We start from the raw sequence: 16,622 nt of genomic DNA on the forward strand, positions 1-16,622 counted from the left end.
TGCCGGGAGCGAAGGGGTTGAAGTCCGTCCCCAGGGCGTCGTTGAGGCTGCCGAACAGGCCGTACTTGACGCCCAGCAGGAATCCCCACATGAGCGTCGACACGATCGCCGGCACCGCGTAGGGCAGGAAGATCGTCACCCGCAGGAACCTGGTGCCGTGCAGGCGCATGGAGTCCAGGGCCAGCGCCAGCGCCATGGAGAAGATCAGCATGATCGGCACCTGGACGAAGGTGAACCGGAAGACGCGTCCCGCGCCGTCCCAGAACTGCGGGTCCTGGAACAGCTTCAGGTAGTTGGCGAGTCCGACGAACGTGTTGCCCCCGACGAGCTTCTCCTGGAACAGGCTCAGGTAGCCGGCGTACAGGATGGGCACGATGAACACGAGCGCGAACAGCACCCCGAAGGGCGCGATGAACGCCAGCCCGATCTGCGTCTTCCGGCGCTCGGGAGCCGGCGCCGGATGCCGCGTCGCATCCGGCGATGCCATGGCTTTCGGGGGTACGTCGAACCGACGTGCCAGGTCCATATACGTATTCCTTCCGAATCCAGTGCGTTGCCCGGCTCGTTTCCGCATCGGCCGGCGGCGGCCGTCGCCACAGGCGGGACCGCCGCCCTCGATGAGGAGCTAGTCCACCTGGAAGCCCTGCTCGTTGCCGTACTGGACGCAGCGCTGCTTCCACTGCTGGAGGATCTCGGCGAGCGAGCCCTTGCCGGTGGTGTAGAACGGTGAGGCGATGTCGCCGTAGACCGAGCGCGCCCACTCGAAGAACGGCGGGTACTGCCAGCCGGTGCCGACGGTCTCCGACGCCTCGGCCAGCACGGCGCCGACCTTCTGGTCGCCGAAGTACTTGTCGGTCTTGCCGCGGAACTCCGCGTTGTTCAGCACCGAGGTGTTGGGCACGAAGGCGCCGTCGTCGACCCGGGACGCCAGGCCCCCGCCGTGCGTGAAGTACTCCAGGAACTTGAAGGCGGTCTCCTTGTGCTCGGCCGCGGCCGGGATGCCGAAGGAGCTTCCGCCGTTCTCCGCGCCGACCTTGTCCCCCTGCTTCCACTGCGGCATCAGGGCGACCCGGAAGTCACCGGCGGCCTTGGGCGCGCGCTCGGGCAGCGTCGCGGTCAGCCAGCCGCCCATGGTCTGGGTGGCGAGGCTTCCGTCGTTCAGCGTGCGGTTCCAGTCGTCGGACCAACCGGTGATCTTGGTGTTGACCAGCTTCTCGTCGAGCATCTTCTGCCAGAACGCCACGGCCCTGGTCGTGCCCTCGTCGGTGAAGTCGATGTGCACCTTGGTGCCGTCCACCTTGAAGGGACGGCCGCCGGCCTGCCAGATGAGCGAGAGCAGGAAGAAGATGTCTCCGGTGTCCTGGGCGATGTAGTGGTCGCCACCGAGCGCGCGGACCTTCTTGGCGGCCTCGTAGTACTCGTCCCAGGTGGCCGGGGGCTGGTCCACGCCGGCCTTCTTGAGCGTGGCCTGGTTGTAGAACATCGCCGACGGCCCGTAGTCGGACGGCAGCGCGTAGACCTTGCCGTTGACCGTCACGTCGTTCCACGCGGCCTGGACGTAGTCCCCCTTGAGGTTTCCCGCGCCCAACTCACCGAGGTCGGTGAGTTTGCCGGGAATGGCGAAGTAGGGGACCACGAAGTACTCGAACATCGCGAGGTCGGGTACGCCGGAACCGGCCTGGATGGCGTTGTCGAGCGCCTTGTACTCGTCCGTGGACGAGCCCGCGTTGACGACCTCGACCTTGATGTTCGGATTCGCGGCCTGGAAGCCGGGGACGGCCTTCTCGACGGTGCCGTCCCAGCTCCAGACCGTGAGCTTCACCTGTTCGTCACCACCCCCGGTCGCGCCGCCGCCGCTGGTTCCGCCCGAGCAGGCGGTCAGCGCGAGCATCGGCACGAGTACCGCGGAAAGGATGGTTGCCCTCCGGGAGAGCCGCATGGGCCTCTCCTCTCGTCCTGAAGCCGGTTGCGAAAAGATTTCGCAACTTGTTCGTCATTGCGAGGACACTAGGTTGTGCGTCCAGCCCATGTCAACGATGTGAATCCGGAAGAATTCGGGGCAGCGATCGACGATCGGGCCGTGCTAGATTTCGCAAAAGTTTCGTAGCCCGAAGGGAGCCCCGATGCCCCGAGGTCGTGCCGAGCGGGCCACCCTGGCGGACGTCGCCCGGCTGGCCGGCGTCTCCCCGACGACCGCCTCGAAGGTCCTCAACGGACGCAGCGACGTGGGCCCGAACACCCGCGAGCTGGTCCTCGGCGTCATGGCCGAGCTCGGCTACCGGCCCACGACCGCGCGTCACGAGCGCACCCGCGGCCGCACCCTGGTCACCGTGCTCGACATCGTGCGGTCCCGTTACGCCGGGACGGTGCTCCAGGGGATACTCGTGGCCGCGACCTCCGCGCAGGCCGAGCTCCTGCTCCGCCTGCCGCCCGAGGAGCCGATCAGCACAAGCCGTACGACGGCCCGCACCTGGTTGGCCGAGCAGAAGGAGTCCGGCATCGCCGGCATCATCGCGCTCGCCGTCTCCGTGCCCGACCCGGTGCTCCTCGCCGCGGAGGACCTCGAGGTGCCCGTCGTGACCATAGACCCGATAGACACCACCGAGTCCCGGGTCGTCAGCATCGGCTCCACCAACTGGGCGGGCGGCCGCTCGGCCACCGAGCACGTCATCGGGCTCGGCCACCGCAGGATCGCCTGGATCGGCGGCCCGCCGGGGTCGGCTCCCTCGCTGGAACGGTTCCACGGGTACCAGGCCGCGCTCGACTCGGCCGGCATCACACCCGACCGCACGCTGATCCGGCACGAGGCGTTCTCCGTCGAGGCGGGCCTGCGGCACGGCCATGACCTCCTCACCCTCGGCGAGCGGCCGACCGCGATCGTCGCGGGCAACGACGAGATCGCCGTCGGGGTCCTCGCCGCGGCCAAGGAACTGCACATCAGCGTCCCGGGCGAGCTGTCGGTCACCGGGTTCGACGACACCCCGCAGACCCAGTGGACCACGCCCCGGCTCACCTCCGTCCGGCAGCCTCTCGTCGGCATGGGCCGGATGGCCGTCGAGACCGTCCTCGGCATGGCGGACGGCGTCCAGCCCGCCTCCCGGCACCTCCAGCTCGCGACCACCCTCAACGTCCGCGACTCGACGGGCCCCGCCCCGGCGTCCTGATCGGCCCCGGCACCGGGCCATGTCCGCCACGACCCCGCCGCCTCGCCCGCGAGGAGGCCCTGCCGGCCGGCGGGTCCTGGCGGTCCCCCGCTCCTTGCGGCGGACGCCAGGCCACCGGACAAACGGCCGGGGTGAGGCCGGGAGGTCGTAAGATCGACGGGTAGGTCCGCCGCCCCCGGGCATCGCATCGGCGACGTCCATCAGCTCGATCAGGGAACGATGCAGTCACCGGTCATATCGGAATCCGGCCCCTTACTGGACATGCGCCGCATCACGCGGCCCGACGCCGGGGGGACGCCGGTCGCCGACCGGTCGATGTCCATCGGCGTGATCGCTGCACGGTTCGGGCTGGCGCCACAGGTGCTGCGCAGGTGGGAGTCGGCGGGCCTGCTGGCGCCACCGCGGGACACCCGGGGCCGCCGCCGCTACGAGGACGCCGATCTCTTCCGCGTCGCGGTCATCCTCCGGGCCAGGGAGGCGGGCTTCGCCGTGCGCGACATCCGGGACATGCTCGACGCCGGCGCCCCGTCGGTGCGGCACAGCGCCATGGAACGCGGCCGCGTCGTGCTGATCCGGCGGATCGCCGAGGCGCGCACGGCGCTCGACATGATCGACCACGCGCTCGACTGCGACCACGAGGACTTCACCGCCTGCCCCCACTTCCAGTCGATGGTGGCCGGCCGCATCGGCACCGGCTTCCGCCGACCCCGCTGAGCCGGGGGCCTGCCAGAGCGATCCGGTGCCCCGCCGTCAGCGCGGCGGTGTGCCGGTGATCTCGGTGGCGATGGCGGGGCGGTTGGGCTCGTCGAGGAGGTAGAAGTGGCCGCCGGGGAAGACGCGCATGCGCGCGCCGGTGTCCGACCACTCCTGCCAGCCGACCAGGTCGCGCACGGGTACGAGCTCGTCCCGGTCGCCGCCGAGCACGGTCAGCGGCATGGTGAGGCGCCCGCCCTGGTTGCGGGCGGCCAGGCGCGCGGCCAGGGTGAGATCGGAGCGCAGCAGGCCGAGCAGGTGGCCGCGCCAGTAGGCGTTGTCCAGGATCTCCCGCGGGGTGCCGCCGCCCAGCCTGATCACCTCCAGCAGCACCGCGTCGTTCCAGCTCGCCTGCCGCTCGAACCGCACGCCGGACGGCGGGTGCGCGCTCAGCACGAGCCGGGAGCAGGCGGCGGGGTCGGCCAGCGCCGCGGCGACCGCGAGCGACGCCCCCATGCTGTGCCCGAAGAACACGGTGGGGCAGGACGGTAGCCCGGCCAGCTCGGTCACGACGCCGTCCACGACCGCGCCGGGGTGGTCCGGTGTGGTCTCGTGGCGTTCGCCGAAGCGGCGTTCCCGGCCCGGCAGGGTGACGCCGACGATCTCGTAGCCGCCGGGCAGGCGGGCGAGCAGCGGCATCAGGGCGTTGGGCCCGGCCCCGGCGTGCGGGAAGGCCACGACCCGGCCCCGCGGCCCGTCCAGCGCGGGCCGCAGTTCGGAGATCCACACCCCGGGCTCGGCCCGCCGGGGCCGCCGCCGCACGGCCGCGACCGGCTCCCAGCCCATCGTGCCGGCCGCGGTCATGCGAGGGTCACCACGGGACGGCCGGACGTGGACGTCGCCGGCCCGGCGGCGGGCGGGGCGTAGAGCCGGGCGACGCAGGCGGCGGCGAGGGCGTCCAGATTGGAGATCATCATGTTCGCGGGGAGCCGGCCCGCGGCGTAGGCCAGGGGCAACTCGGCGCACGCGGCGAGCAGGGGGACCTCCTCGCGCTTCCACAGGCCGCGCGTCACCGTGCCGAGCAGCGCCCCCGCCTGGTGCGCCCGCCCGGCCTTGACCATCCGGGCGACGTGGTGGACCGACTCCTGCGTGCTCTCCGACGGCAGGATCAGGCGGTAGCCGAGCGCCTCGGCCCGCCGCTGGTACAGGCCGCTGGCGAGCGTCCCCTTGGTCGCCGCCAGCCAGGCACCGCCGGGGGCGAGCCGGACGGCCGCCTCCAGCGCCGCGTCGACGATGTGCACGAGCGGCACGGGCAGCGGCTCGCGGATCCGCTCGACGTACACGTGCGCGGCGTCGCACGGCACTGCCAGCAGGTCGGCGCCCCACTCCACCAGCGTGGCGAGGCCCGCCCTGATCGGCGGCAGCGGCCCCTCGCCGCCCGACAGCACGGCGGCCGACCGGTCGGGGATGGAGGGGTCCGACAGCATCACGACGCGCGGGTGTTCCTGGTCGCTTCTGGCGGGGACGCGGGCGGCGAGCAGGCGCAGGAACTCGGCCGTCGCGGACGGGCCCATCCCGCCGAGGACGCCGAGCGTCGGCGCGAGCGGCGGCAGCGGGGACGGCGGTCGCGGCTGCGGCGCGGGGCCCGGGCCGCTCATGTGACGGCCCCGCGAACCCGGGACAGCACGTCGGCGACCCGCTGCGGCACGTCGCCCTCACGCAGCAGCGCGCACAACTGGGGGCCGCACCACCAGTCCAGGCACGGCCGGCCGTCCACGACGGTCCCGTACACCGACAGCACGCACGGCTTGATGTGCGCCCGCGCGGTGACGGCGGAGTGCTGGCTCACCGGCCCCTCGACGGGCAGCGGATCGGCCAGCGTGCCGAAGTGCTCGTACCTGACCCGCGCGGCCGGGCCGTCCTCCGGCGGGAGGCCGCACGGCCCGTCGGCGGAGACGACCACCCTGGTCACGGCGGCCGGCGCGGCGGGGTCGCGCCGGCCGGCGGTGTGGTCCACCACGTCGATCGTGATGTACTCGCCGCCGAGCCACTCGGTCAGCACGTCGGCGATCGCCGCGAGTACCTCGGCGGCCGACGGCGCCGCCGGGCCGGCCAGGTCGCCCGCGAGTGCCCGGGTGAGGGTCGGGGTGCGGGCGGCGTCGCCGGAGCAGCCGGGCAGGATGCAGTCATCCGGCCGGGCCGTCCACCCCGCGGGGACCGTGATCGATCCGGTCATGTCAGTTCTCGCTCTCGCGCGCGGCGGTCATGGCACTAGGCGTCGGCGACGGCGGGGACGACCTTCTTGCCGACGATCTCCACCGTGCGCACCGGATCGGGGCCGCCGATGATCCCCATGGCCGTGTCCACGCCGAGCGCGGCGAGCCCGCGCAGCATGTCGGTCAGCTCTCCGGCCTGGGCGCCGTCCGCGCCGACGTCGAACGGGAAGATCACCGTCTTCTCGATGGCGTCGTAGTCGCGGCCCTCGGCCTCGCAGTGCCCGCGCAGGACGTCCAGCTTCGCCGGCAGGTCCGGGCCCGGGTACAGGTTGCAGGCGTCGGCGTACTTGGCGACCAGGCGCAGGGTCTTCTTCTCCCCGCCGCCGCCGATCAGGATCGGCGGGTGCGGCCGGGTGATGCTCTGCGGCAGGTTCAGCGTGCGCTCCAGCCGGTAGTGCGCGCCCTCGTACGGCCGCTCGTCGCCCTGCTCACCGTCCCACATGCGGTGGCAGATCTGGACCGTCTCCTCCAGCATGGCGAACCGGTCGGCGAGGGACGGGTACGGGATGCCGAGGCCGCGCGCCTCGTCCTCGTACCAGCCGACGCCGAGGCCGAGCATCGCCCGCCCGCCGGACAGCACGTCCAGGGTCGTCACGGTCTTGGCGAGCATGCCGGGGTGCCGGAAGTGCACGCCGGCGACGATCGGGGCCAGCCGGATGCGCCGGGTGTGCGCGGCCAGCAGCGTGAGCGTGCTGAAGCATTCCAGCATGGGCGACTCGGGGCCGCCCGCGTGCGGGCCCTGCCATACGTGGTCGCCCACGCCGAGGAGCGAGAAGCCGGCGTCGTCGGCGGACTGGGCGATCTCGGCCAGCGTGTCCGCGATGCGGGCCGGTCCGCCCGTCCAGGCGAAGTCCCCGATTACCAAGCCAACCTTCACGCCGGCCTCCATAGCTTCGTGTGACAACGGTTCAACGCGGGTGTCGCGGGCCGGCCGGCGGCCCGGGGTGGCTCACGCCGGCCGGTAGCGAAGGATGCACACCCCGGTGTCGAACACCCGGGTGTCCACCAGTTTCAGATCGATGCGGTCTTTGAAGTTCTCGAACAGGGGCGTGCCGTCTCCGAGGACGACCGGGTGGACCCACAGCCGGTACTCGTCGATCAGGCCGAGCCGCATGAGGTCGCGTGCGAGCTCGGCGCTGCCGTAGATCAGCATGTCCTTGCCGGGCCGGTTCCGCAGGGCGGTGATCTCCAGCGCGACGTCGGTGGCGATCCTGGTGTTGCGCCAGGTGGCCTGGGTGAGGGTCCGCGAGAAGACGACCTTGTCGATGCCGTTCATCTTGTCGGCGACCTCACCGGTCTCCGCGGGCCAGTCCCGCGCGAACAGCTCGTAGGTGCGGCGCCCCAGCAACAGGGTGTCGACCTCGTCGAGCTGCTCGGCGGCGTACCGCTCCATCTCGTCGTCGAAGACGTCGATGTTCCAGTCCTGCTGCCCGGTCGCGTTCTCGATGCGGCCGTCCAGGCTGACGAATATCGACAGGATCACTTTCCGCACGGCGTGCTCCGTCCGGTCCGGTCGGTGGGCTCGGTCAGGGGGTCGGTCTGCGTGCGGCGTCTCAGTGGGCCTCGGCCGGCACCCGGGCGTGCAGGCGGACCGGCAGGCTGCGGTGGCCGTTCATGATGAACGTGGGCAGCGGCTGCAGCTCCTCGGCCGGGACCGCGAGGCTGATGTCGGGGAAGCGCTCGAACAGTGTCGACAGGCCGATCGCGCCGACCAGGCGCGCGATGCCGGCGCCCAGGCAGTAGTGCGGGCCGTAGCCGAAGGAGATGTGCTCCTTGTCGGCGCGGGTGATGTCGAACTCGCAGGCGGTCTCCCCGTGCACCTTGGGGTCGCGGCCGGCGGCGAGGTAGTTCACCAGGATCGGGTCGCCCTTGCGGATCAGCACGCCGTCCAACTCGATGTCGTCGGCGGCGAAGCGCAGCGGCAGGCTGGCCAGCGGGGCCTCGGCGCGCAGCACCTCCTCCATCACGTCGTCCCAGGACTTCTCGCCGGACTTCACGAGTGCGAGCTGGTCGGGGTGGGTGAGCAGGTTGGTGACCGCGTTGCTCAGGAAGTTGATCGTGGTCTCCGACCCGGCGCCGAGGATGGCGAAGATGGTGTCGGTGAGCTCGCCCTCGGTCAGCTTGCCGCCGTCCTCGTCGTCCCGGGCGGCGATCAGGTCGCTGGTGATGTCCTCGGCGGGGTTGGCGCGCTTGGACGCGATGAACTCCGACATGGCGTCGCGCCAGCCCATCAGGATGGAGTGCGCCACCTCGGGGCTGACCGTGGTGTCCACCATCATGTTGATGACCGGCGCGGTCTTGGCGAGCGCGGTCTCGTCCATGCCGATGATGTCGGCGACCAGGCGGGCGGGCAGCGGGTAGGCGAACTGCGCGCGCAGGTCGACGACCGCGTCCGGGCCCGCGGCGGCCAGGCCGTCGAGGATCTCGTTGGTGAGCTGGACGATCAGCGGCCGGATGGCGTCGATGCGCCGCGGGGTGAACGCCTTGCCGACCAGGCGGCGCAGCCGCTTGTGGTCGGCGCCCCAGGAGGTGGAGATGTTGTCCATCGCGACCCAGCTGATCAGCTCCCAGTCGGGCCGGATCTCACCGCTGGTGAACGCCGGCCAGTGCGCCCGGGCGCTCTTGGTGACGCGCGGGTCGGTCAGCACCTTGCGCAGCGTCTCGTACTCGGTGATCGCCCAAGCCGTGACGCCGCCGGGCAGCTCGATCAGCGTGGCCGGGCCGAGCGAACGCAGGTGCTCGGCCTCGGCGTGGATGTCCTTGCCGGTGATGTCCAGGGCGACGGGGCAGCGATTCTCCATCAGTGACTCCAAGATCTCGTTTGGTGGTGCGGTCCGGGCGCGCGTGCCGGGCCGGGCACGGCGCCCTCGATCGGGACGCGCGGCCGGCGGCCCGCCGCGTCCCTTCGAAAAATCGCGGAGCCCCGGGGCTGGTCACCAGGCCCCCGGGGAAGGGGCTGTCGGGTTGCTCGGATGGGTCGGGGTTACTCGGGAAGCCTGATGGACAACGCGTGCCGGAAGACGTTGCGCGGGTCGTAACGCTTCTTGACCTGCTGCAGCCGGGGGTAGTTGTCCTTGTAGTACAGGGTGTGCCAGGGGACGCCGGAGGTGTTCAGCTCGGGGTCGGCGAGGTCGGCGTCCGGGTAGTTGATGTAGGCGCCGTCGCTCCACTCGTCCGGGCCGGGGACGCCGCCGCTGTGCGCGTACACGTCGCGGTACAGGTCCCTGATGAGGTTCAGGTTCTTCTCGTCGTCGGCCGGGCTCGCCCAGGCGCCGAGGTAGGCGGCCTTGAGGATGGAGTCGCGCTGCGCGGTCGCCGTGGCGTCGGGGGCCACCGTGTTCACCTGGCCGCCGTAGCCGACGAGCAGCAACTGCGTCGGGTTGTACACCTCACCGGTGAAGTGCTCGTGGATCGCCGTGATCTGCGCGTCGGTGTAGCCCTTGCGCAGGTACGCGGCCTTGATCTTGAAGCGGCGCACGCCCGGATTGCCCGGGTCGCCGTAACCGGGGTAGGCCGCCGCGTACAGCCAGGGCTGGACCTCCTGGAACCGCGCCACCGGCGCCACGCCCACCCCCTCGCCGCACGCGTCGAGGAAGCCGTTCATCAGGGCCTCGGCGTCCGCGACCCCGTCGTCGATGAGGGCGCCCACCATCAGACCGGGCGGGGTGTCCTTGTGCGTGCCGTGGAAGTACGGGAACAGCGCCGCCTGCGGGGTGCCGGGAGCGCTGTTGTTCTCCATCCAGGTGCCGAAGTTGCGCAGCAGCGTGGTGAAGCCCTCCTGCGACATCCCCTCCCAGGACCAGATCGCCACCCCGCTGCGGGTGGCGGCGGGCGCCTTGGGCAGCAGCTCGGCCGGGTCGGCCGAGACGGCGTCCGGGCTGCGCACCCAGTAACGGGTGACCACGCCGAAGTTGCCGCCACCGCCGCCGGTGTGCGCCCACCACAGGTCGCGGTGCGGGTCACCGGGCTCACGGGTCGCGACGACCGCCTTCGCCCGGCCGTCCTCGCCGACCACCACGACCTCGACGGCGTACAGGTAGTCCACCACCGCGCCGAGAGTGCGCGACAACGGGCCGAAGCCGCCGCCGGCGAAGTGCCCTCCGACACCCACGTCCGGGCACATGCCGGCCGGGACGGTGACACCCCACCCCTTGAACAGCACACGGAACACGTGCCCGAGCATCGCGCCGGACTCGATGGCGAACGCGCGGCGCCCGCTGTCGTAGTAGACGGCCGTCATCTCCGAGATGTCCAGCAGGACCTTGACCTCGGCATTGGCGATGAAGTTCTCCAGCCCGTGCCCGCCGCTGCGCACCGCGATGCGCTTGCCGGCCGCGACCGCCTCGTTCACCGCGTCCACGACCTGCTCGGTCGTCGTCACCACCCGCACATAGTCGGGGCTGCCGACGAAGCGGTGATTGGTGCCACGCAGCATGCTGTCGTACCGGGGATCGTCCCGGGTGATCGTGGCGGGCCCGAGTACGGACTGGTGCTGCCCCGCGGCCGTGGAGGAAGCGGCGGCGGCCCCGTTGGAATGGCCGTGACTCTGCAGCTCGGTCATATTCGTTCCTCCGATGGCGGCCGGGCGGCTCGACGCCGCCGCCCGGCCGGGTCATGGTCGGCTCGGCTGCCATAAGCCTGCTATCCGGGCAAAACAGCTGCATCTTTCTTCGTGCTGTGTTGGTTTTGCCTAGCTCCGCTCGGCCGGCTCACATCTTCTTCAGCTCCGACATGACTCCCGAGGAAAGCCGGGGACCGCTCGTGGCGCGGCGGTGTCCTGAGGAGGAGAGAGCGAGTGCGAGGAACGAGCGCTCGTGAACGACGACGAAGGGCGCCGCCTCAAGGGCGCCACGAGCCGCCGAGCGTAGCGAGGCAAAGCAAGCACAGCAACCGGCGAGATGCGGGGGGGCGGGGTGGGGCGGAGCATGGGCATTTGGACATCGATGTCCCGCTTTGCTGGCGGTGAATGTCCCCACCTCTCGCCGGCCTGGTCGCCGCGTCGAAGACGGCCGGGCCGATCAGGCTGCGCGGGCCTGCCCGCCGTTAATCCGACGAAAGGACGAGCACGTGAGTGAGGCGGACCGCTCCGAGAAGATCGTCATTGACGCTTGGTTCTCCGAATACACGTTTCCGAACTTTCTGGAGCCGATCAAACAGCGGGCCAGGGAGTTCGAGCGGCTGTACCCGCGCTACCAGATCAACGTGGGCAGCTCCTACTTCCAGACCCTGGCCGCGGACGTCACGCAGGCCACCCAGGAGGGCCGCCCGCCCACCATGGCCTCCTACTACAGCGGCGCCAGCCAGCTCGCCCGCGACACCCTGGACCGTGAGGGCAGGCCGTTGTTCACCTCGGTGGAGAAGGCCATCGCCGGGCGCACGGAGATCCTCGGCCAGCCGGTGGTGCTCAACGACGTGCACCCCGCGGGCCGGTACTTCTACACCATCGACGGGACCTTCGCGGCGATGCCGATGACGCTGTCCACGATGCACATGTACACCAACGTCACGCTGATGCGCGAAGCCGGGATCGAGGAGGTGCCGCGCACCTTCCAGGAGGTCGAGGCGGCCTGCGCGAAGATCGCCGCCATGGAGAACGCCCCGCCGTACCGGATCAGCTGGGCCAACGACGGCAAGTTCTTCCAGCAGATGCTCGCCCACCAGGGCGGGTTGCTGACCGACGGGGACAACGGCCGCAACGGGCGCGCCACGACCGTCGACCTGCTGTCGCCGCAGATGATGGCCTTCGTGATGTGGTGGTACCGCCTGCACCGGGACGGCCACTACATGCACACCGGCGTCCTCGAGGACTGGGCGGGCTGCGGGAAGGCGTTCCGGGAGCAGCGGGTCGTGTTCCGGTTCAGCTCCTCCTTCGAGGCGCCGTACATGGTGAAGGCCGGCCAGGAGAACGGCTTCGAGGTCGCCGTCACCCCGACGCCCTACAACGCCGAATACCCCTTCGCCGGCAACTGGATCGGCGGCGACGGCATCTGGCTGCGCGACGGCCTCGACGAGGAGACCCGGGACGGCGCGCTGGCGTTCATGCAGTACCTGAACAGCCCGCGCAACGCCGCCACCTGGCACCAGGTCTACGGGTCGGCGCCGGTCACCCGGGCGGCGGCCGAGCTGCTGGAGCGGGAGGGGTGGTACGACGAGCACCCCTACCACCGGGTGACCACCGCCCAGCTCGACATGACCGCTCCGTCGGCGGGCGCGCAGGGCGCGATGCTCGGGCACTTCGCGCAGATCCAGCACGCGATGATGTACGCCTTGGAGGACATCATGGGGCAGGGCGCCGACCCGGTGGAGCGCTTCACCCGGGCGGCGAAGGAGGCCGAGCGGCTGCTGGAGGACTACGGCAGGTACTGCCTGGCCACCGGCCCGCGTCCGGCCCACTGCATGCTCATCGACAGCTGACCGGCAGCCGCCACTGCGGCGGAGGCGAAAGGCCGGCGGTCCCGTACGGGACCGCCGGCCTTTTCCCTGTCGTCGTCGGTGTCCTTGCCACACGCGTCGCCACGTCCCTGGCACGCGGAACGGCCGGCAGGGGAATCTCCCTGCCGGCCGTGCGCGGGTTCGTGCGGCGAGTGTTCAGGCGCTGACGCGCTTGCCCTTCGCGCCGCGCGGAAGGCCGATGTCGCGGCCCTCGGTGTGGTAGAGCCACCACTGGACGAGCATCAGGTTGAACACCCAGCCGGTCCAGCGGGCGGCCTCCAGCATGTAGACGAAGTTGACCTCCCACGGCAGCCGCATCAGCACGTTGACGATCAGCACGCCCCAGATGTTGTTCATCACGATGGCGAAGCTGTACAGCATGAAGCGGCGGTGCAGGTCGTAGCGGCCCTTGCGGGCGTAGACCACGGCGACGATCGTGAAGATCATCCACAGGCTGACCGCGGCGCTGACGCCGATCTGGCCGACGGGCGGGGCGAACCGCACGATGATCAGGCCGGTGATGCCGCCGACGACGGCGCCCAGCAGGTACACCCGGCCACTGGCCCGGTGCACGGCCGGGTGCTTCTTGCGCAGCCACGGCCACACCTGGAAGACGGCCGTGATGATCGCGAGGGTGCTGGCCACCATGTGCGTGACCAGCACCGGGTAGTACGCCGGGAAGCCGTCGTGCGGCGGGACCGGGGCGGTGCTCTCCGGGACGTACGGCGAGATCTGGTAGAAGAGGTACGTCGCGACGACCGCCGCGAGCGGGAGGATCCACGGCCGGCGCCAGAACGGCTTCCTGGCCTGGGGCGCGGCCGGCACCCGCGTGGTGGCCGGCGGCTCGGCCAGGCCCGTGGGGACGCCGGCCTTGTCCGTATCGATGGTCACGGTTCTTCTCCTTGCTGAACGAGGCCCGGCATCGAGCCGCTGCGTGCTCCCCCGTTGTGGCCCAGCCGGTGCCGGACGGCCCTCGCTGTAGCCCTGCCGGCGCCGGTCAGGCCTGGTTGTGGCCCGGCCGGCGCGTGATCGCCATGGACGTCGGACGGTGAGCGCGCCGGGCCGCCGCCCGCGCGGCCCGGCCGGTGTCCGCCGTCAGGGACGAAGGACGTAGCCGAGGTCCGGGGGCTGCTTCCCGGCGAGCAGGTCACCGAAGACCTCGGCGAGGGCCTCCGGCCCCTGGGCCTGCTCGATGGTCAGCCACGAGGTGGTGCTCTCCAGGAAGCGCCGCTCGGAGGCGTCGTACCGGGTGTAGTAGTTCTCCGGGCCCTCGGCCTCGGCGACCGCCCACTCGACCGCCGGGGTGAAGAACACCTCGGCCGCCGGGCCCTGCAGGCCGGGCGGCGGCGGGACCTGCGCGCCCGGGTGGGTGAAACCGATCAGCGTGGTGTTGACCAGCTTGTCGGCGAAGCGCTCGGCGACCGCGAGCCGCCAGGTGGCCTCGCCGGTCAGGTCGACGAACACGGCCGGGCCCTCGATGGACACCGAGGCCAGGTCCTCGTAGGAGGCGACCGTGTCGTACAGGCCGAGGCCGCCCACGAACGCGGCGTTGCGCTCGGAGGTGAACGCCACGGTGGTCAGGCCGAGAGCGCGCGCGGCGGCCTCCTCGGCCAGGCCGATGGCCACCTTGCTGGAGGCGCTGGTCAGCACCAGGGTCCGGGCGCCCGCCTCGGCCTGCCGCTGCAGCATGTCGGCCAGGTTGTAGGCCGCCGGGTAGACCGGGTGGATGAGCGTGCGGCGGTCGTCCAGCGCGTCGGGCTCCGCGGCGCGCTCGAAGTGCCAGTACCACGGGTGCAGGAAGTGCCGCTGCGGCGTGCCGTCGGCGAAGCCGCGCGGGGTGACCTGGGGCGCCACGACGTGGTGGGTGGACATCGGCACGTAGCCGAAGAAGCGCTCGCCGACCGCGATCTCCGGGTGGCGGGACTCCTCGACCCGGACGTGGCCCCACACCGGGACGCGGCCGTACCCCTCGGGGCCGGGGAAGGCGTCGAAGAAGGGGATGTCGGACTCGCCGAACCGGGCGTAGGTGGCGTTGTTGGCGGTCAGGCCGAACTTCTCGACCGCGAGCCGCACCTCGCCGGGCCCGAGGTCCGGTGTGGAAGCGTCCCGGAGTTCGCTCACCGTCAGATCGTCGCGCTTGTAGATCAGATCCCATCTGTCGGGGTGAGACACTGCCATCTCCTTCGTTCGTCGCGCCGGCGGGCCGGCGGTCGCCGGAAGGCCGGGCACCGGAACACCGTGGGGAGTGGGCCCGCCGGCCCACACCGCCACATCGTTCTCCGCGGGCGTTCCGGGGCGCATCTTGTGGATTGCGCGGTTCGCTCCCTCCCGGCCGGAAACGGCGAACTCAGCAATTCGCGATATGTGGCGGACTGGACAGGAAGCCACTCTTGTCTCACCGGGCTCGTCGACTGTGGGTGGCCTGACCGTGGCGGGCCGCTCGTGTGCCACCGCTTCATCGAGTCCTCGTGTCGATTCCAGTGAGCCCAGAACGTCGAAAGGCACGTCCCATGGTGGCTTCACCGTCCACGAGAGCCGAGGCGCCTCCGCCCGCCGTCCCCCCCCACCTGAACTCGCTGACCGGAACGCGGTTCCTCGCCGCGATGGCCGTCTTCGGCTTCCACGCCCTGTGCACCACGCTGTTCGCCGACAAGACCTGGCAGATGATGCCGGTGCCCGGCACCTTCGCCTCCTACCTCTGGGAGGGGAACTGGGCCTCCGTCAGCTTCTTCTTCATCCTGAGCGGCTTCGTGCTCACCTGGTCCATGCGCCCTGGTGACACCACCGCGAAGTTCTGGCGCCGCCGGGTGCTGAAGATCTGGCCGAACCACCTGCTCACCTTCGCCGCCGCGGCGATCCTGTTCGGCACGGTGCTGAACATGGGGTTCGGCTGGCAGAGCGCCCTGCTCAACGTGAGCCTGCTGCACGCCTTCTTCCCGCCGCTGGAGACCTGGACGGCGTTCAACTCGGTCTCCTGGTCGCTGTCGAACGAGGCGTTCTTCTACCTGCTGTTCCCGTTCCTGGTCCGCTACATCGGCCGCATCCGGCCCCAGCGGCTGTGGGCGTGGGCCACCGGCGTGATCGCAGTGATCTTCCTGGTCCCGCTCGTCGCCACCCTGCTGCCCGGCGCGGGCGGGATGTTCCAGCCGTGGACCCAGTCGCCGCACCTGGAGTTCTGGTTCACCTCGAAGTTCCCGCCGGTGCGTCTGCTGGAGTTCGTCTTCGGCATCATCATGGCCCGCATCGTCCTCACCGGCCGGAGACTGCCGGTGGGAGTCGGCGGCTCGGTCGCGCTCACGGCCTTCGCCTATGTGGTGGGCCCGCACCTGCCGTTGACCTACCCGCAGGCGGCCGCCACGGTGATCCCGCTCGGCCTGCTCATCGCGAACATGGCCCGCGCCGACCTGAGCCGCCGGCCGAGCCTGCTGCACGGCCGGGTCATGGTGTGGCTGGGCGAGGTGTCCTTCGCCTTCTACATGTGCCACCTGCTCGTGATCATCTTCGGCACGATCTGGCTGACCGGCGGCAGGAGCTACGATTTCCCGGCCGCGCTGGGCATCGTCGCGCTGCTGTTCCTGATCTCGCTGGCCCTGGCCGCGGCGATGTTCCACCTGGTGGAGCAGCCGATCATGCGCCGCTTCGCCGGCACTCGCCGCGCCGGGGCCGCCCTCGTTCCCGCTCCGGCGGCCGCCCCGGCCGCCGCCGAGCAGCCCCCGGCCCTCGCCGGCGTCGCCCCCACCACTCCGAACCCCTGACCTCCGCCCTTCCCTCTCCCCACGGCCCTCGCGCTCCCGGCGAGGGCCGTCGTGGTCCCTCCGCCTCATCCGGAACCAGGCGTATGCCCCCGCCGGACGGCCTCACCGCCCAGCTTGATCGTCAAAATTACGACCAGCGACTCCGCGAAATGCCGACCAGACCTCTGGCAGAATTAAGAACACCACACCCGCGTTTTCAAGAACACCGAGGTCAGAGCATGTCTGATCGGCCTCAGACGGACTGCCGACATCTGAGGTCCCCCCGTGCCGTTGAGCCTGTCACCGGAACGCGCTGGAGCGCC

General features: G+C 71.0%; 15 protein-coding genes. 4 read left to right on the plus strand and 11 right to left on the minus strand.

The annotated features are described in order from the left end of the window. Window positions 1–487 (minus strand): carbohydrate ABC transporter permease (locus IEY93_RS38265; RefSeq protein WP_229691244.1); only part of this gene is annotated, 487 nt, incomplete at its 3' end. 138 nt (window positions 488–625) lie between these two features. Next, window positions 626–1,939, minus strand: a complete 1,314-nt coding sequence (locus IEY93_RS18215; protein WP_189164276.1) for an ABC transporter substrate-binding protein — start codon at window positions 1,937–1,939, stop codon at window positions 626–628. A 184-nt stretch (window positions 1,940–2,123) separates the two neighbouring features. On the opposite strand from IEY93_RS18215, the gene IEY93_RS18220 reads away from it, so the two are divergent. After that, the gene (locus IEY93_RS18220; RefSeq protein ID WP_189164277.1) at window positions 2,124–3,164 is read left to right on the plus strand and encodes a LacI family DNA-binding transcriptional regulator; all 1,041 of its coding nucleotides are present in this window, start codon (window positions 2,124–2,126) and stop codon (window positions 3,162–3,164) included. Window positions 3,165–3,425: 261 nt separating this feature from the next. Then, a complete protein-coding gene (locus IEY93_RS18225) occupies window positions 3,426–3,878 on the plus strand; it encodes a MerR family transcriptional regulator (RefSeq protein WP_203968671.1) in 453 nt (150 codons plus the stop codon). 36 nt (window positions 3,879–3,914) lie between these two features. On the opposite strand, the gene IEY93_RS18230 is transcribed toward IEY93_RS18225, so the two are convergent. The 7 genes from IEY93_RS18230 to IEY93_RS18260 form a co-directional block, all read right to left on the minus strand. Beyond that, on the minus strand, window positions 3,915–4,721 hold the full coding sequence (locus IEY93_RS18230; RefSeq protein ID WP_189164278.1) for a thioesterase II family protein: 807 nt from the start codon (window positions 4,719–4,721) through the stop codon (window positions 3,915–3,917). After that, window positions 4,718–5,515 (minus strand): aspartate/glutamate racemase family protein, encoded by a 798-nt coding sequence (locus tag IEY93_RS18235; protein WP_189164279.1) that lies wholly within the window; start codon window positions 5,513–5,515, stop codon window positions 4,718–4,720. The genes IEY93_RS18230 and IEY93_RS18235 overlap by 4 nt, the downstream gene beginning before the upstream one ends. Beyond that, window positions 5,512–6,093, minus strand: coding sequence for a hypothetical protein (locus tag IEY93_RS18240; RefSeq protein WP_189164280.1), 582 nt, complete (start codon window positions 6,091–6,093; stop codon window positions 5,512–5,514). The genes IEY93_RS18235 and IEY93_RS18240 overlap by 4 nt, the downstream gene beginning before the upstream one ends. A gap of 35 nt (window positions 6,094–6,128) precedes the next feature. Next, window positions 6,129–7,010 carry an LLM class F420-dependent oxidoreductase gene (locus tag IEY93_RS18245; RefSeq protein ID WP_189164281.1) on the minus strand — a complete coding sequence of 294 codons (882 nt, stop codon included), beginning with the start codon at window positions 7,008–7,010 and terminating at the stop codon, window positions 6,129–6,131. 72 nt (window positions 7,011–7,082) lie between these two features. Continuing rightward, window positions 7,083–7,625 carry a dihydrofolate reductase family protein gene (locus tag IEY93_RS18250; RefSeq protein WP_189164282.1) on the minus strand — a complete coding sequence of 181 codons (543 nt, stop codon included), beginning with the start codon at window positions 7,623–7,625 and terminating at the stop codon, window positions 7,083–7,085. A 61-nt stretch (window positions 7,626–7,686) separates the two neighbouring features. Beyond that, window positions 7,687–8,934, minus strand: a complete 1,248-nt coding sequence (locus IEY93_RS18255; protein WP_189164283.1) for a cytochrome P450 family protein — start codon at window positions 8,932–8,934, stop codon at window positions 7,687–7,689. Between the two features lie 182 nt (window positions 8,935–9,116). After that, window positions 9,117–10,694: an FAD-binding oxidoreductase gene (locus IEY93_RS18260; protein WP_189164284.1), complete on the minus strand. Its 1,578-nt coding sequence runs from the start codon at window positions 10,692–10,694 to the stop codon at window positions 9,117–9,119. 506 nt (window positions 10,695–11,200) lie between these two features. Between IEY93_RS18260 and IEY93_RS18265 the strand changes: the two genes are divergently transcribed. Further along, window positions 11,201–12,547, plus strand: coding sequence for an extracellular solute-binding protein (locus IEY93_RS18265; RefSeq protein ID WP_189164285.1), 1,347 nt, complete (start codon window positions 11,201–11,203; stop codon window positions 12,545–12,547). Between the two features lie 174 nt (window positions 12,548–12,721). Here the strand turns inward: IEY93_RS18265 and IEY93_RS18270 are convergent, their stop codons facing one another. Beyond that, window positions 12,722–13,456, minus strand: coding sequence for a DUF2306 domain-containing protein (locus IEY93_RS18270; protein ID WP_203968670.1), 735 nt, complete (start codon window positions 13,454–13,456; stop codon window positions 12,722–12,724). A gap of 204 nt (window positions 13,457–13,660) precedes the next feature. Then, a complete protein-coding gene (locus tag IEY93_RS18275) occupies window positions 13,661–14,737 on the minus strand; it encodes a DUF2855 family protein (RefSeq protein WP_189164286.1) in 1,077 nt (358 codons plus the stop codon). Between the two features lie 338 nt (window positions 14,738–15,075). Between IEY93_RS18275 and IEY93_RS18280 the strand changes: the two genes are divergently transcribed. Next, the gene (locus IEY93_RS18280) at window positions 15,076–16,320 is read left to right on the plus strand and encodes an acyltransferase family protein (RefSeq protein ID WP_189164287.1); all 1,245 of its coding nucleotides are present in this window, start codon (window positions 15,076–15,078) and stop codon (window positions 16,318–16,320) included. The last annotated feature ends 302 nt before the right edge of the window (window positions 16,321–16,622 follow it).

The sequence above is a fragment of the Sphaerisporangium melleum genome, from assembly GCF_014646695.1.
Classification (GTDB): domain Bacteria; phylum Actinomycetota; class Actinomycetes; order Streptosporangiales; family Streptosporangiaceae; genus Sphaerisporangium; species Sphaerisporangium melleum.